The organism is Gluconacetobacter liquefaciens, assembly GCF_003350405.1.
GTDB classification, from domain to species: Bacteria; Pseudomonadota; Alphaproteobacteria; order Acetobacterales; family Acetobacteraceae; genus Gluconacetobacter; species Gluconacetobacter liquefaciens.
Genome location: NZ_QQAW01000006.1, coordinates 16976 through 39517 on the forward strand (window position 1 = coordinate 16976; position 22542 = coordinate 39517).

At 64.3% G+C, this 22542-nt stretch carries 13 protein-coding genes; 5 read left to right on the top strand and 8 right to left on the bottom strand.

Annotated features, from left to right (window positions below; genetic code table 11):
* Positions 1-16 precede the first annotated feature (16 nt).
* The 3 genes from ntrC to dusB all read right to left on the bottom strand — a co-directional run bounded on the left by ntrC (position 17) and on the right by dusB (position 3734).
* Positions 17-1471 (bottom strand): nitrogen regulation protein NR(I), encoded by a 1455-nt coding sequence (gene ntrC, locus C7453_RS11420; RefSeq protein WP_114727679.1) that lies wholly within the window; start codon positions 1469-1471, stop codon positions 17-19.
* 83 nt (positions 1472-1554) lie between these two features.
* Positions 1555-2673 carry a two-component system sensor histidine kinase NtrB gene (locus C7453_RS11425; RefSeq protein ID WP_371858512.1) on the bottom strand — a complete coding sequence of 373 codons (1119 nt, stop codon included), beginning with the start codon at positions 2671-2673 and terminating at the stop codon, positions 1555-1557.
* Complete coding sequence (dusB, locus tag C7453_RS11430) at positions 2673-3734, bottom strand: tRNA dihydrouridine synthase DusB (RefSeq protein ID WP_114727680.1); 1062 nt, start codon at positions 3732-3734, stop codon at positions 2673-2675. Before dusB ends, C7453_RS11425 begins: the two co-directional genes overlap by 1 nt.
* Positions 3735-3964: 230 nt before the next feature.
* On the opposite strand from dusB, the gene C7453_RS11435 reads away from it, so the two are divergent.
* Positions 3965-5119 (top strand): bifunctional 2-C-methyl-D-erythritol 4-phosphate cytidylyltransferase/2-C-methyl-D-erythritol 2,4-cyclodiphosphate synthase, encoded by a 1155-nt coding sequence (locus C7453_RS11435; RefSeq protein ID WP_114727681.1) that lies wholly within the window; start codon positions 3965-3967, stop codon positions 5117-5119.
* Between the two features lie 342 nt (positions 5120-5461).
* On the opposite strand, the gene C7453_RS11440 is transcribed toward C7453_RS11435, so the two are convergent.
* From C7453_RS11440 to C7453_RS11460, 5 genes are all read right to left on the bottom strand, one after another.
* A complete protein-coding gene (locus C7453_RS11440; RefSeq protein WP_114727682.1) occupies positions 5462-5674 on the bottom strand; it encodes a hypothetical protein in 213 nt (70 codons plus the stop codon).
* Positions 5675-5807: 133 nt separating this feature from the next.
* Entirely contained in the window at positions 5808-6569 is a 762-nt protein-coding gene (locus tag C7453_RS11445; protein ID WP_114727683.1) for an ATP12 family chaperone protein, read from the bottom strand.
* The gene (locus C7453_RS11450; protein WP_114727684.1) at positions 6566-9013 is read right to left on the bottom strand and encodes an AsmA family protein; all 2448 of its coding nucleotides are present in this window, start codon (positions 9011-9013) and stop codon (positions 6566-6568) included. The genes C7453_RS11445 and C7453_RS11450 overlap by 4 nt, the downstream gene beginning before the upstream one ends.
* A 3-nt stretch (positions 9014-9016) precedes the next feature.
* A complete protein-coding gene (locus C7453_RS11455; RefSeq protein ID WP_114727685.1) occupies positions 9017-9994 on the bottom strand; it encodes an RluA family pseudouridine synthase in 978 nt (325 codons plus the stop codon).
* Complete coding sequence (locus C7453_RS11460; protein ID WP_114727851.1) at positions 9991-11364, bottom strand: replication-associated recombination protein A; 1374 nt, start codon at positions 11362-11364, stop codon at positions 9991-9993. Before C7453_RS11460 ends, C7453_RS11455 begins: the two co-directional genes overlap by 4 nt.
* Before the next feature lie 792 nt (positions 11365-12156).
* Between C7453_RS11460 and bcsA the strand changes: the two genes are divergently transcribed.
* The 4 genes from bcsA to C7453_RS11480 are packed head-to-tail and all read left to right on the top strand — an operon-like array spanning position 12157 to position 22532.
* Positions 12157-16776 carry a UDP-forming cellulose synthase catalytic subunit gene (gene bcsA, locus C7453_RS11465; protein ID WP_114727686.1) on the top strand — a complete coding sequence of 1540 codons (4620 nt, stop codon included), beginning with the start codon at positions 12157-12159 and terminating at the stop codon, positions 16774-16776.
* A gap of 46 nt (positions 16777-16822) precedes the next feature.
* Positions 16823-17497: an SGNH/GDSL hydrolase family protein gene (locus C7453_RS11470; protein WP_114727687.1), complete on the top strand. Its 675-nt coding sequence runs from the start codon at positions 16823-16825 to the stop codon at positions 17495-17497.
* Between the two features lie 54 nt (positions 17498-17551).
* Positions 17552-18712: an acyltransferase family protein gene (locus C7453_RS11475; protein ID WP_114727688.1), complete on the top strand. Its 1161-nt coding sequence runs from the start codon at positions 17552-17554 to the stop codon at positions 18710-18712.
* Between the two features lie 49 nt (positions 18713-18761).
* Positions 18762-22532, top strand: a complete 3771-nt coding sequence (locus C7453_RS11480; protein WP_170222045.1) for a cellulose biosynthesis protein BcsC — start codon at positions 18762-18764, stop codon at positions 22530-22532.
* The last annotated feature ends 10 nt before the right edge of the window (positions 22533-22542 follow it).

Sequence of the window (22542 nt, forward strand, 5' to 3'; positions counted from 1 at the left end):
AAAAGACTCATCATCGTCAGCTTACGCCGCGAACGACCGGTATTTCCAGATCCCGTATCTTCTTGCGCAGGGTATTGCGGTTCAGGCCCAGCATCGCCGCGGCCTTGATCTGGTTGCCCCGCGTGGCGGCCAGCGTCATCTGGATCAGCGGCCGTTCGACCTCCGCAATCACCCGATCATAGATATCATGCAGCGGCATGCCATCCTGTCCCGCCGCCAGAAAATGCCGGATATGCCGGGCCACGGCATCCGCCAGCGGCTCCTTGGCCAGAATCTCCGGCGCTTCCGCCTCCAGATCGTGCGATGCCGCTTCCGCCAGTTCCTGGTCCACCAGGTCCGCCGTAATCGTCTCCTGCGGATACAGCGCCGCCAGACGGCGCATCAGGTTTTCCAGTTCGCGCACGTTCCCCGGCCAGCGGCTGGCCTGCAGGCGTTCGATCGCCCCATCGGCCAGGATCTTGGCCGGCAACCCGTCCTCGCGGCAGCGATCCAGAAAATGCCGTGCCAGCAGCGGAATGTCCTCGACGCGCTCGCGCAGCGGCGGCAGGCGGATCGGCACCACATTCAGCCGATAGAACAGATCCTCGCGAAACGTCCCGTTCCGGATCGACTGGCGCAGATCGCGATGCGTGGCCGCGACAATGCGGACATTGGCCCGAATCGGCTGCCGCCCGCCAACGGTGGTGAACTCGCCCTCCTGCAACACGCGCAGCAGGCGCGTCTGCGCCTCGGGAGGCATGTCGCCGATCTCGTCGAGAAACAGCGTTCCCCCCGCCGCCTGCTCGAACCGGCCCGGATTACGGCTGGTCGCCCCCGTAAATGCCCCCCGCTCATGCCCGAACAGTTCGCTCTCGATCAGTTCGCGCGGAATGGCCGCCATGTTGACGGCCACGAACGGCCCACCCCGCCGGCGCCCGTAATCATGCAGCGCACGCGCCACCAGTTCCTTGCCGGTGCCGCTTTCGCCATTGATCATCACCGTCAGGTCGGAGGTCGTGAGCCGCGCGATGATGCGATAGATATCCTGCATCGCCATCGACCGGCCGATCAACGGCATCCGCTCCTCGGATTCGGGCGGCGTCGCCGGCTCGGCCAGCGTGCGGGCCGGCGACGCCAGCGCCCGCTCCACCACCGCCAGCAATTCCTTCAGGTCGAACGGTTTTGGCAGATATTCGAACGCCCCGCGCTGGGTCGCCTTCACCGCCGTCATCAGCGTGGATTGCGCGCTCATCACCAGCACGCGCATGTCCGGCCGCGCCCGCTTGATGCGCGGGATCAGGTCCAGCCCGTTCTCGTCGGGCATCACCACATCGGTAATGACCAGGTCGCCCTCGCCCTCTTCGATCCACTGCCAGAGGGTGGCGGCGCTGGCGGTGGTGCGCACCTGATAACCGGCGCGCCCCAGCGCCTGGCTGAGAACGGTGCGGATGGAACGGTCGTCATCGGCAACAAGAATGGTCGGAAGGGGCATACGAAATCCGGTCTCTCAGTCGAAACGGGCAATAGGGAATAGAAAATCAAGGAACGAAAAATACGGCCGCGCGGCGTGGCGGGTCAGGGGTGCACCCGCCCCTCCGCCACCACGGGCAGGTGCAGCAGGACTTCGGTCCGACCGGGCCGGCTATTCACCTCGATCACCCCGCCATGGTCGCCGATGATCTTGCCCGCCAGCGCCAGCCCCAGGCCGCTCCCCCCCGCCTTGGTGGTCAGGAAGGGCTCGAACAGATGGGGCCGGATACTTTCGGGAATCCCGGCCCCATTATCGCGCACCGACACCACCAGCGGCAGTTCGACCCGCTGCTCCATACCCGGCACCGCCAGACGCACGCCATGGCGATAGGCGGTACCAAGCGTGATTTCGCCCTTCCTACCCTCTCCGGCAACGGCTTCGGCGGCATTCTTGACCAGGTTCAGCAACACCTGAACCAACTGGTCGCGATTCCCCCACACTGGCGGCAGCGACGGATCATATTCCTCGATAAAGCGGATATCGGCGGCGAACCCCTTTTGCGCCAGCAGCCGCACATGCTCCAGCACCCGATGGATGTTCACCGGCCTCCGCTCCAGCGGCTTGTCGCTGAAAATCTCCATCCGGTCGACCAGATCGCGGATGCGGTCGGCCTCATCGCGGATCAGCACCGCCAGTTCCCGGTCACTCTCCGAGACCGATCCCTCCAGCAACTGCGCCGCGCCCCGGATACCAGAGAGGGGATTCTTCACTTCATGCGCCAGAATCGCGGCCATGCCGGAGACGCTGCGCGCGGCAGAACGGAATGTGAGTTGCCGATCCAACGCCCGCGCCGCAGACGAATCGTGGAAAGTCAGCAGCACCCCGTCCGGATGCTCGGCCACCAGCGTCCCCTGCACGGTAATGCCACTGCGATGCAGCCGAGGCCCGTCCAGATTCAGCTCATGTTCCGCGATCGTCACCCCATCGCGTCGCACCTGCTCCACCAGCAGAAAGATCGGATGGTCGGAAGCCAGCACCTCCGTCAGATGCATCTGCTCCAGATGCTGGCTGGACATGCCGAAGAACGGCTCGGCCGCGCTATTGACGTGGCGGATACGGTTATTCTCCCCCACCAGCATCACCGGCAGGGGCATGGCATCCAGCAGCGCCGCCCCGTCCGGCCGGGGCAATGCGTCGGGCGGCAGGCTCGCTTGCATGGGCATCAGGCCGCCTGGGCGGCGTCCTGGCCGCCCGACGCACTGCCCCGGCGCTCCCGGCCCGACCCGGCGGCAATCTGGCGGTCGTAGAAATCCCCGATCATGGCGATCGCCACAGCCGCCTCGTCCACCTTGTTGATCGCAGCCCGGAAACCCGCCGAATCCGGCAGGCCGGCCGAGTACCACGACACATGCTTGCGCGCCAGGCGCAGGCCCGGATGCGCGCCGAAATGCGAAAGCATCATGTCGTAATGCTCCAGCACGATCGCCTTTTCCGTCGCCAGATCCGGGTCCGGCACCTCTTCGCCGGTCGTCAGGGCATGCCCCACCTGCGCCAGGAACCACGGCCGGCCATAGCAGCCACGCCCGATCATCACCCCGTCGGCACCCGACTGCGCCAGCGCCCGCCGCGCGTCATCGACGGTCAGGATATCGCCATTCACGATCACCGGCAGCGAAACCGCTTCCTTCACCGTGCGGACGAAGGCCCAGTCGGCGGTCCCGGTATAAAATTGCTGCCGCGTACGGCCATGCACCGTAACCATGCGGATTCCGGCCTGCTCCGCCATCCGCGCCAGCACCGGCGCGTTCAGGCTGGCATGGTCCCAGCCCATGCGCATCTTCAGCGTCACCGGCACGTCCACCGCCCGCACCACGGCCTCCAGCAACCGCCCCGCCAGTGCCTCGTCGCGCATCAGCGCCGAGCCCGCCTGCTGGCCCACCGCCACTTTCTTGACCGGACAGCCAAAATTGATGTCGATCATGTTCGCGCCACGATCGACGGCGATCCGCGCCGCCTGCGCCATCGCCTCGGGCTCACAGCCGGCAAGCTGCACAGCGTTCGGCCCCTCATCGTCCGCCACTTCGGCCATACGCAGGGTCGCCTGATTCTCGCGCACCATGGCCCAGGACGCGATCATCTCGGACACCACCAGCCCTGCGCCCAGGCGGCGCGCCAGGCGGCGGAACGGCAGGTCCGTCACGCCCGACATCGGGGCGAGAATCACCGGCGTGCGCAGCACCACACCCCTCCCCAGATCGACAGGACGCAACAATTCGGACGACATGGACGGCACTACCCCCATCTGGGCTGACAGATCATGCCTTCGCCTCGCGGCGCGACACCGGAATGGACGAATTTCCAGCATGTATGCTCAGGATTTAAGCAGAATATCGACTTTGAAAGCATCACGCAATCGCGATAGCAGCCAAACGGGACGGAAACGGAGCGGCCGACGCCCGAAACAAATGCGTCCCGGCGCTTGACGGCGCGGGGCGTCCGCCGCATTGCTCCGCCATGCGTGTTGCAGCCATTCTTCTTGCCGCGGGCGTGGGCCGACGTTTCAGCGCCACGACGGCATCGCCTGTCGCCAAGCAGTATCTGACGCTCGGCGGCCGGCCCATCATCCGCCACGCGGCGGATGCCCTATTCCCTCATGTGGACCTGCTCCAGCCGGTCGGCGACACCGCCGCGCTGACCGAGGCCCTGCACGGTCTGGACACCCTCCCGCCCGTCGCCGGCGGCGCCAGCCGCCAGGAAAGCGTCCGCGCGGGGCTGGAGGCGCTGGACCGCCTGCCGGCATCCGAACGCCCCGACCTGGTGCTGGTCCATGACGGCGCCCGCCCCTACGTCCCCGCCGAGGTTACGCAGGCGGTCATCGCCGCCCTCGCCACCCACCCCGGCGCCATCCCGGCGGTGCGCGTGGCCGACACGCTCAAGCGCGGCCATGGCGGCGTCATCACCGCCACCGTCCCGCGCGACGACCTCTATCGCGCCCAGACCCCCCAGGGCTTCCGCTTCGCACTGCTGCGCGACCTCCATCGCGGCGCCGCCGCCACCGACGCCACCGACGACGCCGCCCTGCTGGAAATGGCAGGCCACACGGTCGCGCTGGTCGCCGGTTCGGAAGACAATATCAAGCTGACCTACGAGGAAGATCTGATGCGCCTGGAACGGCTGATCGGTCCGACATTGCTGCCGCGCACCGGCATCGGGTACGACGTGCATGCCTTCGCCGAAAACCGCCCGCTGATCATCTGCGGCATCACCGTGCCCCACGATCTCGGCCTGGCCGGCCATTCCGACGCCGATGTCGGAATCCACGCCCTGTGCGACGCGATTTACGGTGCCCTGGCCGAAGGCGATATCGGCCGCCACTTCCCGCCCAGCCAGAACGAGTGGAAGGATGCCGACAGCGCGCGCTTCCTCATCCATGCCGGGCAGCGCATCCGCGACCGTGGCGGCATGCTGGTCAACGCCGACGTCACGCTGATCTGCGAACGCCCCAAGATCGGCCCGCATTCCGAAGCGATGCGCCAGCGCCTGGCGGACCTGCTGGAAGTCGACATCGACCGCATCTCGGTCAAGGCCACCACCTCCGAACGACTGGGCTTCACCGGCCGCGAGGAAGGCATCGCCTGCACCGCCAGCGCCACAGTCCTCGTTCCCTGAAGCCTGCCCGGAAATGCGCGCTGGTGGCGATCCGGCGCGCGTTTCCTGCGCTTCGCTGCTCACGGCCATCAAGGCCGCTCCGCTGCGATGCTCGGAAACACACGCCGGCCGTGCCGCTACGCAGCACTCTCGCTCACCAGCCCACATTTCCGGGCAGGCTTCCCACACTCCGACCCCAGCGAACGCCAGCATTTCGTTCGCAGCCATCAAGGCCGCTCCGCTGCGATGCGCAGAAACACACGCCGGCCGTGCCGCTTCGCAGCACTCTCACTCACCAGCCCACGTTTCCAGGCAGGCTTCCCGCCTCTCCCGGCCCGTGGCGATACCAGAATTTCGCCTAATTCAGCCGTCGATTGCCATGATGACAACGACGACGGGCACGACCGCCAGCAGCACCCACGCACCCATGGCGCAGGTCGCGACCCAGTGCGCAACACGCTGCCGGACACGGCGCGACGAACCGGCGTGATCAGCCCGGCCTTTCGATGCCCGGTCGATCTCATGCGCGGCAATCCCCGGCATTTCCGAAAGCGGCCGCAAATCGATCAAAGCCATGCGCTCACTCCTGAGTCGTCGTTGTTCTCCGTCCCTTCTACAGCGAAGCTCTGTAACAGAGTGTTTGGCTCGGTGTCGGAACGCAAGCCGGAAGCTGCCGGCACTTTATGGCGGTTCCATGACCACCCAGCAGTTACGAATCGGCGTGCAGCAGCGCCAGAAACGATGCCGCGTCCTTAACATCCATCCCCAGCATCTCCAGGCGCGCAGCCTGCTCGGCATCCTGCCCCCAGAGTTCCATCTGGGTCCGCTCGTCCAGGGTCGCGCAGGCCATGGCCTGCTCGGCCGTCAGCCGTCCATCCACCAGCGCCAGCCCCAGCACCAGACTGCCCAGCGCCGGCACAGCCACGCCCAGCGCGGCCAGCGCCCCGTCCGGCAGCCCCTCAAGCACCGATTGCAGCCCCGCCAGCGCCTCGGGCGACTGATCGACCGGCATCACCCCGTCGGTGCTCCGCAACACGACATCATATCGGGCACGCAGCCATTCCAGCCACGGGTCCCATTCCTGCTGCTGGCGTTCGACCAGCAGCGCCGGGTAGCGCACGCGGTAACACAGCAATTCATGGCGCGCGTATCCCAGCAATACGCCAATCACAGCCGCCCGATCGGGCGCGATCCGCTCCAGCATCGTCCCCGCGATCCGTGTCAGCCGCAGGTCGGACGGCGCGAACTCGCCCCCCTTCCCGCCGCCGCCCGCCGCCTGCCACTCCCCGGCCAGGGCCTCGGCCAGCGCCCGGCTCCCCACACGCAGCACCGCCCCACCCGGCAGACGCACCGGCCGGCCATCCAGCCGGACCGCAAAGCCCTCGGGTTCCGACACCACCTCGGTATGGTCCCAGAAGCGGCGCCGCGTGGCAGGGGCGGAAGAACGAGGCGTCACAGGCGTATCATTCATCGAAATAATCCAAGACCACGCAGAATATTCATCACTTTCGGCGCCTTGGCCTTCGGCGCGGCATCCGGCGCCGGGCCGGGCTGTTCCTCGCGCGCCGCCTTCAGCGCATCGGGGCACGGATCGCCGATCGCCGCCGACGGCCCGATGGTCAGCATGAAGCGATGCCCCGGCCCCGCCGCTTCCGGCCGGGGCTGCGGCGCCCGGATGGTACCGGCCACCACGATCGGCATCGAGGCGCCGCTGCCACCGATCAGCAATTGCGGCATCAGGTGCAGGTCCAGGTCCTGCTGCGCCAGGCCGATCGTCCCGTGGCCCGTCATCGCCAACCGAAAGGTCTGCAACCCGATCGTATCCAGCGCCGCCCGCCCGTCGCCCAGCGTCATATGCACGCCCAGACAACGCAGCGCGACCGAAGTCCCCCGTGTGGCGGCCGAGGCATCCGGCCCCAGCAGGCGGCCCAGCGTATTGCCGTCGACCTGCCCCCTGACCATCGACAGGCCCAGATGCCCTCCCAGATTGTCACGCAGCGCAGCGCGATCATTCCCCTGGGTTTGCACGCTGCCGACCAGTTGCAGGCTGCCACGCAGCATCGGCGTCAGGTCGAAAGCCTGGGCCAGCCAGTCGGCCGGCAGCACCAGCGTCCGCACATCGGCCGACAGGCGCGGCACTGCACCCGATGCGTCGACGGACAGCACGGCATCCAGACTGCGCCCCACGCCATCGGCATGCAGCGGATCAATCGTCAGATGCCCGCCCCGCAACACGAAATGGGCTTCGGCGGCATGATAATCCTCATCATACAGCCGCATCCGGTCCGCCGTGAGGTCCAGATCTCCATCCATCTGCCGCAGACGCTCGAATGGCAGCGGCGCATCATCAGCGCCCCCCTCCCGCACCGCCGATGGCGCCCCCCCGTCAGCCGAAGGCTCCGCAACCGGGGCGGCGGCACGCACCGTATCCACATCCAGCCGGCTCGCATGCAGCCGCCCGTTCAGCAGCGGAACCCCATTCGTCCCCCCCTGTCGAAGAAAAGAGAGGTCCCCATCCAGCGTCATCTGCGCCGAATCCAGCCGCAGCCCGGTCAGCCGTATGTCGGAACCGCCCCGAACCGCCAGATGCGCATCGGCCGTCAAATGATCCAGCACCAGATTGCCGGGCAGCGACAGCCTGCCGGCGGTCAGATGACCGTCCAGAGCCGACTGACCACCCCCAACGGTTCCTCCCAGCCGCAGATTCCCACCCGCGACATCCACCACCAGATCCAGCGGCATCGCACTGCTCAGGAAGTTGTGTGCCGCAGCCATGGTCTCGGCCGGCGTCCCCAGCGTGCCATGCAGCGCGAACGGCTGGCCGGCGTAATGCCCGGCGGTCTCGATCGCCACATGATCGGCCGGCGTCGGCACATCCACCGCCAGACGATCCAGCACCAGCCCACTCACCACCGGCAGGCTGCCGATCGCCCCGGTGCGCAGCCGCACCTGCCGCAGGCCCGGCATCGGCGCCGTATCCGATCCCAGATCAACCACATGCGCCGTCAGGTCGATATCATGAATATCCGGCAGATTCGCATGCACGAACAGTCGGTTGAGATCCGCCAACTGCCCGATCGCCAGATGCACCGCCGCATCATAGCCGCGCAGGCGCATCGGGTCGGAGAGATTACCCTCCAGCGTGGCGGAACCCGCATCCCGCCCCTCGATCCGCAACGAAGCCTGCAAGCGAACCGGCCATGCCGAGTTCTCCGCCCCGAAAATCTGGCCAACCTGCCCCGACAGGCTGACAACCGCGGAGGAATCCCCCTGCCGATGCGCCTGCACGCCGACCGAGGGTTTCGCCCCGGTCAGCCCCGACAGATCCAGGCTGTCCAGTGTCACCGCCCCGCTGGCATGGGCGCGCTGATCGTCCCAGCGCAGATCGGCATCCCGGACCCGCGCGCTGCCGATCCGAATCCGCCATGGGGTCGAGGGGGAAGAGACACCACCCGGCGGCCTGTCCGATTCGGCCGGGGGCCGCATCTGCCAGTTCGCGCGCCCGTCCGCCATCCGCTCCACCAACAGGTCGGGATGGATCAGGCGCACATCTTCCAGCCGGATTTCGTGCCGCAACAGCGGCAGCAGCGCCAGCCGCGCATCCAGTTCGGTCGCCGTCAGCATCTCCGGCCGCGCCCCACCCGGCATGTCCGACAACGCCAGATCCCGAATGGAGACCGACGGGTAAGGCAGCAGATGCACCTGCACCGCCCCCACCTTCAGTACACGGCCGGTCTGCTGCCACACCGCCGCCACCGCCTTCTCGCGCAGCCCGGCGGGGTCAAGCCGCATCCACGCGCCCATCACGCCGGCGCCCCCCAGCAGCACAAGCGCGGCGAGCACCTTCAACAGGCGCAGGCGACGGCGCTTCGGTCGCGGCGGCTTCGGCTCCCCTTCCAACACGACCGGCAGCATGGCTCAGCTCCGCCGAGGCGCCGGCGTCGCACCGGCGGTAAACCCGAGTTGCCGGAAAGTCTCGCGCATATGGGCCGGCAGTTCCGCCGACACCTGCAAGCGGCCGCCCGCCGGATGCGGCAGGTCCAGCGACCGCGCATGCAGATGCAGCCGGTCGACGAACCCCTCGGGGTGCGCCGCGTCTCCGCCATATTTCGGGTCACCCAGAATCGGCGTCCCCAGCGCCTCGCAATGCACGCGCAGCTGATGGGTCCGCCCCGTCAGCGGCGACAGCGCCAGCCAGGACAGACGGCGCCCGGCGGCATCCAGAACCTCGTATTCCGACAAAGCATGGACCGCGTCCTCATCCTTGCGCGACGCCACCACCGTCAGCGCCCCCGGCCCCACTCCCAGCCGAGCCAGCGGCTGGTCGATCACCCCGCTGGCCGGCGTCGGCCGACCGATCACCACCGCCCAGTAGGTCTTGCGCACATCGCGCCCACGGAACGACGCCGCCAGCTTGGCCGCCACGCCGGGCGTCCGCGCCAGTAGCAGCAGCCCCGACGTGTCCCGGTCGATCCGGTGCACCAGACGCGGGCGCGGATCGTCATCATTGTCCTTCAACGCATCCAGCATGCCGTCCACATGGTGGGTGATGCCCGGCCCGCCCTGCACCGCCAGCCCGGCCGGCTTGTTCAGGACGATCACCTGCGCATCGCTGTACAACACCATACCCCGGATCTCGCGCACCGTCCGCTCGTCCAGCACGGGCCGTGGCGGCGGTGCCGGACGCGCGGCGGCAGGGATCGGCGGCACACGCACCGCCTGCCCCGGCACCAGGCGGGTCGCGGTGTCGGCACGCTTGCCATCCACCCGCACCTGTCCCGTGCGGCACAGCTTCTGCAATGCCCCCTGGGTCAGATGGGGATAATGGCGGCGAAACCAGCGGTCGAGGCGGATATCGGCTTCGTCATCGCTGACGGTCAGGGTCACTACACTCATGACTGACGGCTTTCCCGCAGTCTGGCCCACCTGTCCAGCCGTCGCGCGATTTCAGCCTCGAATCCCCACCCGCTGGGGCGATACAGCACTTCGCGCCGCATCTCGTCCGGGAAGTAATTCTGGCCGGAAAATCCCTCTTCGCTGTCGTGGTCGTATTCATAACCCCTGCCGTAGCCGAGATCCTTCATCAGTCCGGTCGGCGCATTCAGGATATGGGCCGGCGGCATCAGGCTGCCGGTCGCCTTCGCCAGCCGCCGCGCCGCGTTGTAGGCGGTATAGACGGCATTCGATTTCGGCGCGGTGCCCAGATGCACCACCAGTTGCGCCAGCGCCAGTTCCCCCTCGGGCGAGCCGAGTCGCTCGTAGGTCTCCCACGCCGCCACCGCCAGCGGCAAAGCCTGCGGATCGGCCATCCCCACATCCTCGGCCGCGAACCGGGTCAGCCGCCGCGCGATGAAACGTGGGTCCTCTCCCCCTTCGAGCATCCGCGCGAACCAGTACAGCGCCGCGTCGGGGTCCGAACCCCGCAGCGATTTATGCAGCGCCGAAATCAGATTGTAATGTTCCTCGCGGTCCTTGTCGTAAAGCACCGCCCGCCGCGCCAGCAGAGCGGACAGCCCCTGCCCGTCCAGCGGCGCCCCCTCCGGCAGCGCCAGCACCTGCTCGACCATGTTCAGCAGATACCGCCCGTCACCATCCGCCATCGCACGCAACGTCGCCCGACCATCCGCCGTCAGCGGCAGGTCCCGCCCGCTCTCGGCCTCGGCCCGGCACAGCAACCGCTCCAGCGCGTCATCATCCAGCCGCCGCAGCACCATGACCTGGCAGCGCGACAGCAGCGCGCCATTCAGGGCGAAAGACGGGTTCTCCGTCGTCGCCCCCACCAGCACCACCGTCCCGTCCTCGACCACCGGCAGAAACCCGTCCTGCTGGGCGCGATTGAAGCGATGGATCTCGTCCACGAACAGCAAAGTGCCCTGCCCGATGGCAGCCCGCTGCCGGGCCTCCTCAAACGCCCGCTTTAAATCCGCAACGCCCGAGAACACGGCCGAAATCTGCACGAAGCGCAGCCCCGCCGCGTCGGCCAGCAAGCGGGCGATGGTCGTCTTGCCCACCCCCGGCCCGCCCCACAAGATCAGGCTGGCAAGCGTGCCCCGGTCCAGCATGCGCCGCAGCGCGCCATCCGGCCCCAGCAGATGGTCCTGCCCCACCACCTCGTCCAGTGATGCCGGGCGCAGCCGGTCGGCCAGAGGCTGCGTGCGCGGCGGTGCCGGACGCCCACGCCGCCCGGCCGGATCATGCCGGGTATCGACAGCCGCCGAACCACCGAACAGATCCCCGCTTCCCCGCTCATCCTGCCTGCCTGCCATGGCGCCCCGCCTCATATTCCCACCGGCATGCGCCGGACACGCATCCATCTGCCCGATATCACGGCCATGGCCGGCTACAGAAATGGGATTACCGCGAGGCAAATGCCATGCCCCCATCTGCCGGCCACCCAGCAAACCCGTCCCCTTTCCCACGAAGACCATCCCAGGCTGAGGGGCCCATCGCGTATGCCGTTCCGATGGTCGCGATCGCAACGCCTTTACCACCCCGACAACCACCCATGCGCACTACGTGATTTGTCTCATTTTTGGTGACGTCTCGATTAGGCACTTGCAGTCATTTTTACACCATTTAATTATGAACGCGCAAAAATTTGCACCCACGTAATTCACAAGAAATTACAGTATTAATAGAATTTTTAATGAAAGAATGACGACGAATACGGAAAAATAATGAACATTACAATAATATATCAAAATATATACCCCACCCATCAACAATTGGCAGTCTTGAGTATTTATTTTTAATATTTGCAGTATCAAAAATAAATACTCAAGTGATGCAATTCCACATGGAAATCTATCGGGAAACACTCCACAGTTTTGATTCAAAAAATTTTTCATAAGGGACTTTTTATATCAAACAATATAGAATATTAATAAAATATCTTTTTGCGGTTCTGTGATTGATTGTCCAATCCAGCACACCGGGCTTGCCCGGATCAGCAGTTTCTTGAGGTCTTGTGAGTCGGTAGAAAGCATACGGACGTCCTACCCTACGACCGGGGCGCATGTCTGATATCTGGTTGGAATTCCATGATGCGTCGGTTGGATATGACAGTAAATTCGGGCCTGCTTCGTCGGGTCGCGCTCGATTCTGCTTTCGCTGCCATCGTCGGACTGACATTGATCGTCCTGGTCAGTGCGCTTCAATTGTCCGACACCCAACAGGGTCTTTTTGCGCTCGGCACGGTTGGCCTGCTTCTCCTGGTCAATCGTTTCCAGGGACGCCTGGCCAGTTGCTTCCTGATCACGCTGTCGATCATGATGTCACTGCGTTATATCGTATGGCGCGTGGGGACAACGATCACCCACGACAACATCCTCCAATTTACTCTATCCATCGCACTGCTTCTTGCCGAATGCTATGCGCTATGGGTTCTTTGCCTGAGCTATTTCCAGATGGTCTGGCCACTGGGAAGGCAGGTGCACCCACTGCCCGAAGATGAATCCCTCTGGCCTTCGGTGGACGTCTTCATCCCCACTTATCATGAAAGCCTGGATGTGGTGCGCGCGACGGTGCTCGCTGCCCAGGCGCTCGACTGGCCGGCCGACAAGCTAAATGTCTATCTTCTGGATGATGGTAGGCGGCAGGCTTTCCACGATTTCGCACTCGAAAGCGGTGCCGGTTACATTACACGTCCGGATAATCGCTATGCCAAGGCTGGCAATCTCAACCACGCACTTGAAGTGACCGGAGGCGCACTGGTCGTCGTCTTCGACTGCGACCACGTCCCGGTACATGATTTTCTGAAACAGACCGTCGGCTGGCTGGTGGCCGACCCGACGATGTCCATATTGCAGACGGCGCATTATTTCTATTCGGCCGATCCCTTCCAGCGCAATCTGACGGCAGTCGAACAGGTCCCACCCGAAGGCAATATGTTCTACGGCCTGATCCAGGACGGCAACGATCTGTGGGATTCGACCTTCTTCTGTGGCTCATGTGCCGTGATCCGGCGGAAGGCACTGGAAAGCGTCGGCGGTTTCGCCACCGAGACCGTAACCGAAGACGCGCATACCGCCCTGAAAATGCAGCGCAAAGGCTGGAGTACCGGCTATCTTCGCTTGGCTCTGGCAGGCGGGTTGGCGACCGAGCGGCTGATCTTTCATATCGGCCAGCGCATGCGCTGGGCACGCGGCACGCTGCAGATCATACGGCTGGACAATCCCTTGTTCGGATCCGGCCTGCGGTGGGAACAGCGTCTGTGCTACCTGTCATCAATGTCGCATTTTCTGTTCGCGATACCCCGCATCATCTTTCTGACCGCCCCGATGGCCTTTCTGCTTCTGGGGCAGAACGTCCTGATGGCATCGCCCCTGGCGGCCCTTGCCTATGCCGGGCCCCATATCGTGCATTCGATGCTCACCCTATCGCGGATCGAGGGGCGCTGGCGTTATACTTTCTGGAGCGAGTTGTATGAAACCTCGCTGGCCATGTTTCTTGTAAGGGTCACGATCTCCACCTTCCTGCAGCCCACCAAGGGAAGCTTCAACGTCACCCGCAAGGGCACGCAACTTCACAATAATTATTTCGATCTGCGTGCGGTCTATCCCAACGTCGTTCTTGCCATTCTGCTCGGTGCCGCCGTGCTGCGCGGCATTTTCGGGGTGTTTATCGAACATCTGGACCCGGCCGAATTCCAGTCGATGCTGCTCAACACGTTCTGGGGCCTGTTCAGCCTGTTCATGGTACTCGCGTCGATCGCGGTCGCCCGCGAAACGCGCCAGAGCCGCGTCCAGCATCGTGTGCGTGCCGATCTGCCGGTGCACGTGCGGATGGCCTCCGGCGAGGTCTGGAAGACCCGCACCACCGATCTGTCCCTGGGCGGGGTCGGGCTCCTGGCACCGGGCGGAGCACAACTCAACGGGCCCACACAGGTCATGCTCGACTACTACGATGCCCAGGATCATATCAACGTCTCGGTTCCCGTCGAAATCCTGCGTCAGCGCGGCGATCGAATGCATGGCCGCTGGCTGATTTCGGATCTGGATCAGGAGCGTCAGGTCGTCTCGATGATTTTCGGTCGTCGTGATGCGTGGGATTCATGGTCCGACTTCCCTCGCGACCGGCCCTTCAAAAGCTTTTTCATCATCCTCAGGAACATCGCAGCCATGTTCAGGCCCCGTTCCGGTGAGGTTCGTTCGTCCGTCATTCCTGCCGATGATGCTTCGTCCGATGGCGTCGCAACGGCCCAGACATTGGAGAAGGCGAGTTTCGTGTTGAAACCTTCACGACAAGCTACGCAGCGCGGCGTAGTGGCTTCCTGTGTCCTGGTTGCCGGCCTGGCAATGGCAGGTATCCCTGTCGCCCATGGACAGACCGACGGGACACCTCTCGGCTCCATCCCCGCGGAAGGTGATCCGACACTCGCCTTGCCGATGCCTGCGCCGCCCGAAGCCAGGCCGGCCATCACCTTGCCGGCGCGCCCGTCCACGCCAGGGGCACCCGGCCTGCCGATCGATGACCCCAATGCCGGTGACCGCAATCCGGCAATCGGCAGCGACGCCGCCATCGCGACACGCATCTCCGACACCGAAGTGACGAATACCCTTTCCCTGCATGATCTGGGCGTATCCGGTCCCATGATCCTGCGCGGTTACAGCCCATTGCAGGGCGTGACCGTGGGCATCCCGGCCAATCGTATCGTCACCCATGCGCAACTGACATTGTCCGGTGCCCTGTCGCCCGAACTGCTTCCTGAAGCGAGTGCGGTGACCGTCACGCTGAACGAGCAATATATCGGCACCATCAAGGTCGATCCGGCGCATCCACAGTTCGGGCCGCTGACGTTTGACGTCAATCCCATGTATTTCGGCGGAAAGAACACACTGAATTTTCAGTTCGCCGGCGAATACAGGCGCGATTGTAACGATCTTTATAACGAGGTCCTTTGGGCTCGTATTTCCGACCAGTCACATATCACGCTTACGACGGTAAGGATCGCCCCCGAACGGACCCTGGCACGTCTGCCGGCACCATTCTTCGATCCGAACCTGCGGACCCCCGTCCGGGTCCCGATGGTGCTCTCCGCCAATGAACCGAATTTGCGCGCCAGCGGCATGATCGCCTCCTGGTTCGGTAAACTGGCGGATTTCCGGCAATTCTCCTTTCCGGTCACCAACGCGATCCCTGACGCGGGCAATGCGATCCAGATCGGTGAAAACCTGCCCGTGGGGCCCGATGGCCAGCTTCCACAAGGGCCAACACTGCTCGAAATACCCAACCCCAACGATCGCTGGGGCACGGTTCTGGTCGTAACCGGCCGCAACCCCCGTGAAGTGGAAGTCGCGGCACGCACGCTAGTGCTCTCGCCCACGACATTGGGCGCGGTGAATGCACAGGTGGTGTCCGATGTCGCCACAACGCCGCGCAAGCCTTATGACGCCCCCTCTTTCGTGCCGACCGATCGCCCGGTTCGTTTCGGTGAACTGGTGCCGGCCGACACGCTGCAGGCAAACGGCTTTGCCCCCGCGCTGCTCAATATGCCGTTCCATTTGCCGACCGACCTCTTCACGTGGCGGCAACGGCCGTTCCTGATGGATCTGTGGGTCCACCCGCCCGGCGTCATCGGCGGAACGTCCGTCGACCTGGCCAGTTCGCGGCTTGATGTGTCGGTCAATGATATTTTCCTGCAGCGGTCTTCAATGATCGCTTCGGGCTCCTGGGATACCTGGTCGCGACGCCTGCTCAATCCGCATTTCGGTACGGTCGGCATTCAGGTGGCCCTGCCGCCGGAGACATTGTTCGGCCAGAACCAGTTGCAATTCGCGTTTGATGCCAGACCGGTCGATCGCGGTGCCTGCCGCCACGTTCCGATCGACCTGCATACAAGTGTCGACGAATCATCGGTGCTCGATTTCCGTCGGGCCTATCATTTCACCAGCCTTCCCGACCTGGCCCAGTTCGCCCAGATTGGCTTTCCCTTCACACGGATGGCGGACCTGTCGGAAACAACGGTCGTCATGCCTCGTCATCCCGACAATGCAGTCATCGGGGCCTATCTGGACCTGATGGGCGTCTTCGGCGCGACGACCTGGTATCCCACGACTGACGTCTCGATCGCATACGCGGGCGATGCAGATGCCGAACCTCCGTCGGGCGACATCATTCTGCTGACGACGGCCGGAAAGGTGCATGAAGTCGATACGCTGCTGTCCCGCTCTCCGTATCAGGTCGATCAAAGCTGGATCACAGTGGGCCAGCACACGGCCTTGCAGGGTATCCGCAACCTGTTCCAGGACCGTGATCAGGCCGGGCTACGCAATGCCGTGACGGCAAAGCTGCGGGCACCGATCGCGGGTGCAGGCCTGCTGATTGGCGCGCAATCTCCCTCCGATCCGCACCGATCCGTGGTGGCGATCATAGGCGACACGCCCCAACGGTTGCAGGAGATGGTGCTGGCGCTACGCGACAACACGGTCCATCCCATGATTCAGGGCGATCTGGTCATCAAGAATGGCGATCAGGTTTCCAGCTATCGCACGGCGCCGCGCTATACGGTGGGCTCACTGCCGCTATGGATGTGGCCGGCCTGGTACCTGGATGGCCATCTGCTGGCTCTGTCGGTGATCGGTCTGCTCGGCACTGGCCTGCTGGCCTACGTGATCTGGCGGGCCCTGAAGCGCCGGGCGCGTCGTCGGCTGGGCGATATGCCTTCCAATGATGATTGAGAAGTGAATTTTCCAGGGACACTAAGATGAAGAACGGAATCCGGGTATGAGTGCACTTCTCGCTGGCCTAACGCTACTGATCATTGGCGACAGCCATGTCACCTTCAAGGACTCGCTGCTGTCCGTGCTGCCCGATGCGCTGACGGCACAAGGGGCGAAGGTCGTGGCCTATGGCGTCTGTTCGTCCCAGGCCGCAGACTGGGTGGTCCCCAACCCGAACAATGGCTGCGGCGCGGCGGAACGCATTGACGATGCCCCGCTCGGGCCGCCGAACATGCAGCCGGCCGCACCACCGTCGATGTCGTCCCTGCTGGAAAAATGGCATCCGAATGTGGTGATGGTGGTCCTGGGCGACACCATGGCGTCCTACGGTCAGGAAAGCGTTTCCAAATCGTGGCTCGATGAGCAGGTAAAAACCCTGACCTACACGATCGGCAAGACCGCCTGTATCTGGGTCGGGCCAACCTGGGGCCAATACAGCCCGCGCTATGGCAAGACCGATGCGCGGGCTGCGGAAATGGCCGCCCTCCTCAAGACGGAGGTCGCACCCTGCACCTATATCGACGGCACGGCCCTGATGAAGCCCGGCTCGGTCTCCACCATCGACGGCATTCATGCCACGCCAGCCAGCTATCGCGTATGGGGTGACGCGATCCTGCGGGCGACTGTGCCGCTGTTGCAGAAAATCAAGGACGGGACGGCCTCGGCGCCCGCGCCATAACCCATTCGGGCTCGTTCGCATTCCTTTAGCGGCGCCTTTGTACGGAAGACTGGAATGTTACAGCGCACCACCATCCCCTCTGCCGCAGGCAGTTGGACAGAAGCCCTGCGGCGGGCTTTCTTTCCCGCCGACCGTCGCAGGGATGTCGACGGACTTCGCGGTCTGGCCGTTTTGCTGGTGGTGCTGTTTCATGCAGGCTGGATTCGCGGCGGCTTTATCGGCGTCGATGTTTTCATCGTGATTTCCGGCTATTTCATGGGCCGTTCGGCATTATTGCAATCGCCGTTCCGGCCCGTGAATTTCGTTTGCCGCCGCCTCTACCGCCTGCTGCCTGCCCTGCTCTGCATGATCGTTGTCGTGTGCTCGGGAATGCTCTGGTGGGTCCTCTCCAGCGATCGGGCCGATATCGCGCTCAACGGCGCTTATTCGCTGGTCTACCTGTCGAATCTATGGGCAGCCGGTCATGTAGGATATTTCGAAGGGCAGAGTATCGCCTACCCCTTCCTGCATACATGGTCGCTTTCATTGGAGATGCAGTTCTACACGATCATTTTCTTCATGGCGCTTTTCCTGCCCTATGTCAGGCATCGTGGCTGGGCGATCATCGGGATCTTCATACTCTCCCTCATTGCCAGCATAACCGCTCACCTGCGCGGCGATGCTCAAGCCTACTACAGTATTTTCGATCGGATGTGGCAGTTCTCGCTTGGGACCATGATCTGGCTTCTGCCCCAGCATCGCATGTCCTCGCTTGCAGCAAACCTGGCCAGTGCCCTGGCCTGCGCGACGATCATCATGGCAGGCCTGTTCTATACCCTGCGTTTCGCCTGCCCGTCCTATATGTCGATATTGCCGTGTCTGGCCGCCGCCGTGCTCATCGCACTGCCGCAGACCTGGGTGTCCCGGACGATGCTGGGCTTGCTGTCCCCCCTCGGGGTCATGTCCTATTCCGTCTATCTCTGGCATTGGCCCTGTATCGTCGTGGCCAATTACCTGATGGCCTTTTCCGTGCATGGCCCGGTCATGGCCGGTGTCCTGGTACTGGCCCTGGTGGCCAGCGTCATCAGCTATCTTTCCATCGAACAGACCGGACTGGCCTATGAAGGGCGCGTGGCGCTGCCCGTGCGGGTTCGCGGGGCATTGTGCCTGGTCGCAGCCAGTGGGTTCGTCGCACTGGGCCTGTCCATCATATCGGCCGTATCCCGTGTCCATTAGGTTGCGCTCGCCCCAGAGGAACGGACAATTGCGTGCATATTTGACTGGCATGACAATGCTGGGCGGCCTGATCGCGTGGGCGCCGGGCATCGCATATTCTCACGAAGCGTCCGACAGCACGGCGCCGACGGTCTCCGGTGACACCACCCCGGCGTCGACAAAGGCCGATACCCGGCTGTCTCACGCCAGGTCGGTATTGGACCTGGTGCTGGAGCAAGGTCACTACTGGATCGATGCAGGCCAGTTCGTCCGGGCGCATGAAAGCATTCAGCGTGCACTGGCGATCCAACCGAACAATGCCGACGCACTGAGCATGTTGTGCGTCGTGCAGATCGAGACCGGTGACGTCACGGCTGCACAGCAGACATTGAGCCGGCTGGCCGCGGCCGGCGGCAGCGCGGCCCAGCTCTCGCGACTCCGGGCGGCCCTCAAGGCAGGTCCGGTGGACCAGAAAGAACTCGCTGAGGCACGCAAGCTTGCCGGGTCGGGCAGCATGCTGGCCGCGATGCTGCGCTATCGTGCGCTGTTTCATAACAGCGAGCCGCCCCCTGCACTGGCGCTGGAATATTACCGTGTCCTGGGTGGCACCATTCTCGGATATAACGACGCCCGCGCCAAACTGTCGGCTCTGGTGGCGGAAAGCCCGCACGATCTGAATGCACGCCTCGCTCTGGCGCAGATCCAGACCTATCGCGATGTCTCTCGCGCCCAGGGACTGGAGGAACTGCGCCGCCTGGCGGGTGCCGACACACAACCCCTGATCCGTAACCAGGCCATTGCCGCCTGGCGTGCGACATTGTCTTGGGTCCCCATCGTGGGTGCCAGCATTCCACTCTACATGGACTGGCTCGCCCAGCATCCGGACGATGCGGCAATCGTCACCCGGCTGGAAAAGGCCCGCTCCGTTCAGGCGATAATTGACGAAGGCAACGACCGGACAGAAGGCTTTGTCCTGCTGGGGCACGGACGTCTGGATGCCGCCACTGCGGCGTTCCAGCGCGCGTTGATCGTCAATCCAAAGGATGCCGACGTCCTGGGCGGCCTGGGGCTTGTCGCTCAGAGGCACAGCCAGGTCGCCATTGCCCGGCGCTACTTCCATCAGGCGATCGATGCGGATCCGGGGCACGCAGCCCACTGGCGCACGGCCTTGAACGCATTGAATGCTGTCGGTGGAAACGATCCGGAGATCGTCGCGATCAACCGGCTGGCGGCGGCAGGACAGTACGACGCTGCGCGGGCGCGCCTGGAGCATCTGGCACGTCGCCCTGAAATGGCATTCGCGGCATTGCTGATGACGGCCGGTCTCGACCGCCTGCAAGGACGGACGGCCGAAGCCGAACAGCTTTACAGGCGGGCATTGCAGCAGCGTCCGGCCGATCCAAATGCCCTTTTCAATCTGGCGGACCTCCTCTTCCAGGCGGGACAACTGGACGAAGCCCGGTCCCTTGCAGCCCGGGTTGCGACTCTGCGGCCGGCCTTGCTACCCCGCCTTCAGGCCGCGGACGATACGGCTCGCGCCGCGCGAGCCAGCACCGACGCCGAGCGGATCGCCCTGTTGCAGCAGGCTCTGGACAGAGTTCCGGGCGATCCGTGGCTGACCCTGCGCCTTGCCCTGGCGCTCCATCACAACGGCCAGTCGACCGAAGCACGGACGTTGATGGCGGCTCTGACCGACAATCCCCATGCCTCCCCTTCCAGGTTGCAGGCCGGCGTCACGTTCGCGATGAATATGCGGCATTACGAGGACGCGGCCACATTGCTGGACCGGCTGCCGCCTGCGGGCCGCAACTCGGCGATGCAGCGTGCCGCCGAACTGGTCGCATTCTTCCGCCAGGTCGCCGCCACGCCGCAGAACGACACCCGTTCCCTGCGGGCCATGGCCGACCAGGCGGACCCGACCGGCGATCGCGCGGCAATCCTGGTCGACGCTTTGCTGGCACGCCACGATCGCGACGGCGCGCGCTGGGTCCTGGCGCATGAGAGCGCGATCACCCTGTCGGCCACACCCGCACAGAAGCTGTTGTACACCGGTCTGGCATTGCGTCTGCAAGCGCCCGCCGACGCGCAGCGCGAACTGGATGCCTATGACCGGCTTGTCCGTGCCGAAGGCCTCCCTCCGGCCGCAGATGCCGCTCTGGCCCGCGCGGATTTGGCGGTTGGGATCACGATCCAGCAGAGTGATGAGGAAATACGCGCAGGCCGGCCGCAGCAGGCCTACCGCATGCTCGCACCGATCGTCAGCCTGCATCCCAATTCGACGGCCGCATGGCTGGCCCTGGGGCGCGTCTATCACGCGATGAACCAGCCGCAGATGGCATTGCGCGCCGATCAGGAAGCCTTGCGACGGGGTCCCAAATCCGTCGACGCCCTGACCGCCGTGGCACAGGATGCACTGGCTTTGGACGACCGTCCCGCAGCGCGGGCGATGGAACGGCGCCTGATGGCCAGCGCCCCTCATCGGTCAACGACCTGGCAGGTCAAGGCCCAGAATGACCGGGCCGATGGACGTGACCGCCTGCAGGAGGCCGATCTGGTCTTCGCCCGCCAACTGCAATGCGACGCGGAACAGGATCCCGCTTGCGCACCCGCAGTCCGGCAGAAGCCGGATTACCGTTGGCCCGATATCGAGACCGCATACGTGCCGCTGCGCGGCGCTCCGTTGCCCGCCACGGAACATTACCTCCCGCAGGACGGTCAGGTCGGGTCCATGAACCGGCAAATCGTCTATCTGCAGGAAAGTACAGCGCCGCAGCTGGATGCCAATACCTATGTCCGCGGCCGCATGGGCACGGCCGGACTGGGTCAGTTGACCGAACTGGCGGTGCCCATCACCGGCACGATCCCCTTCGAGTCCTGGCAGCACCGGATTTCATTTTCGGTCACGCCGACATTCCTCTTCTCAGGCGATCCGTTGAGCCACGCCTATAGTGCTTCCCGGTTCGGCACGGTCCCACTTTATGGCAGCGGGTCCACCCGCCATCATGCATACGATGCTCAGGGCGTCGGGCTGGATGTCCGCTATGTCAACCACTGGTTCGCAGCCGACGTCGGCTCAAGCCCCCTCGGCTTCCCTCTCGCCAATGTCCTGGGCGGCGTCGAATTCTCGCCGCGGCTGACCGATAACCTGACTCTGCGAATTACCGGCGACCGACGCATGGTGACCGACAGCGAACTGTCCTATGCTGGCATGCGCGATCCGGGAACCGGCAGGGTCTGGGGCGGCGTCACGCGCGTCGGCGGCCATGGCGCACTCGAATGGTCCAGCGAGAAATGGAACGCCTACGCCGGCGGCGGTTTCGGGCTGCTGGAAGGAACTCACGTCATCAACAACACTGCAGCGGATGCCGAACTGGGGGGCAGCGTTACAGTATGGCAGAAGGATCAGCGGCAGAGGGTCCGCGTTGGCGTCAATGCCGAATACCTCGCCTATCGTCGGAACGAATATGAATTCACCTACGGAAACGGTGGTTATTTCTCGCCCCGGAGCTATTACGCCATCATGCCGTCGGCCGACTATATAGGCCATATCGATCGCTGGACGTGGTCGGTCATGGGCAATATCGGTTACCAGAACTTCCATGTAAACGGGACGTCGTATTTTCCGCTGGATCCCACCATGCAGAGGATGATGGGCCTGCTGGGACCGAACCGATATGACGGCCAGAGCGCCAGCGGTATTGCCGGCACCGGAAAGGCACGAATCGTCTATCAGGTAACCGACGGTCTGCGGCTCGGGGTCGAAGGCCAATATATCCGGTCGGGCAACTGGTCTGAAGCCAGTGGCATGCTGATGGCCCATTATCGGTTCGGCACCCCGTAAGGAGCGGATC

Bases quoted from the DNA above. Each gene is read 5' to 3' on its own strand.
- C7453_RS11450 (WP_114727684.1), bottom strand. From the start codon at position 9,013: ATGCTGCCGGTCGTGTTGGAAGGGGAGCCGAAGCCGCCGCGACCGAAG.
- C7453_RS11440 (WP_114727682.1), bottom strand. From the start codon at position 5,674: ATGGCTTTGATCGATTTGCGGCCGCTTTCGGAAATGCCGGGGATTGCC.
- C7453_RS11480 (WP_170222045.1), top strand. From the start codon at position 18,762: ATGACAATGCTGGGCGGCCTGATCGCGTGGGCGCCGGGCATCGCATAT.
- C7453_RS11470 (WP_114727687.1), top strand. From the start codon at position 16,823: ATGAGTGCACTTCTCGCTGGCCTAACGCTACTGATCATTGGCGACAGC.
- C7453_RS11460 (WP_114727851.1), bottom strand. From the start codon at position 11,364: ATGGCAGGCAGGCAGGATGAGCGGGGAAGCGGGGATCTGTTCGGTGGT.
- C7453_RS11475 (WP_114727688.1), top strand. From the start codon at position 17,552: ATGTTACAGCGCACCACCATCCCCTCTGCCGCAGGCAGTTGGACAGAA.
- C7453_RS11425 (WP_371858512.1), bottom strand. From the start codon at position 2,673: ATGCCCATGCAAGCGAGCCTGCCGCCCGACGCATTGCCCCGGCCGGAC.
- C7453_RS11445 (WP_114727683.1), bottom strand. From the start codon at position 6,569: ATGAATGATACGCCTGTGACGCCTCGTTCTTCCGCCCCTGCCACGCGG.
- bcsA (WP_114727686.1), top strand. From the start codon at position 12,157: ATGACAGTAAATTCGGGCCTGCTTCGTCGGGTCGCGCTCGATTCTGCT.
- C7453_RS11455 (WP_114727685.1), bottom strand. From the start codon at position 9,994: ATGAGTGTAGTGACCCTGACCGTCAGCGATGACGAAGCCGATATCCGC.
- dusB (WP_114727680.1), bottom strand. From the start codon at position 3,734: ATGTCGTCCGAATTGTTGCGTCCTGTCGATCTGGGGAGGGGTGTGGTG.
- ntrC (WP_114727679.1), bottom strand. From the start codon at position 1,471: ATGCCCCTTCCGACCATTCTTGTTGCCGATGACGACCGTTCCATCCGC.
- C7453_RS11435 (WP_114727681.1), top strand. From the start codon at position 3,965: ATGCGTGTTGCAGCCATTCTTCTTGCCGCGGGCGTGGGCCGACGTTTC.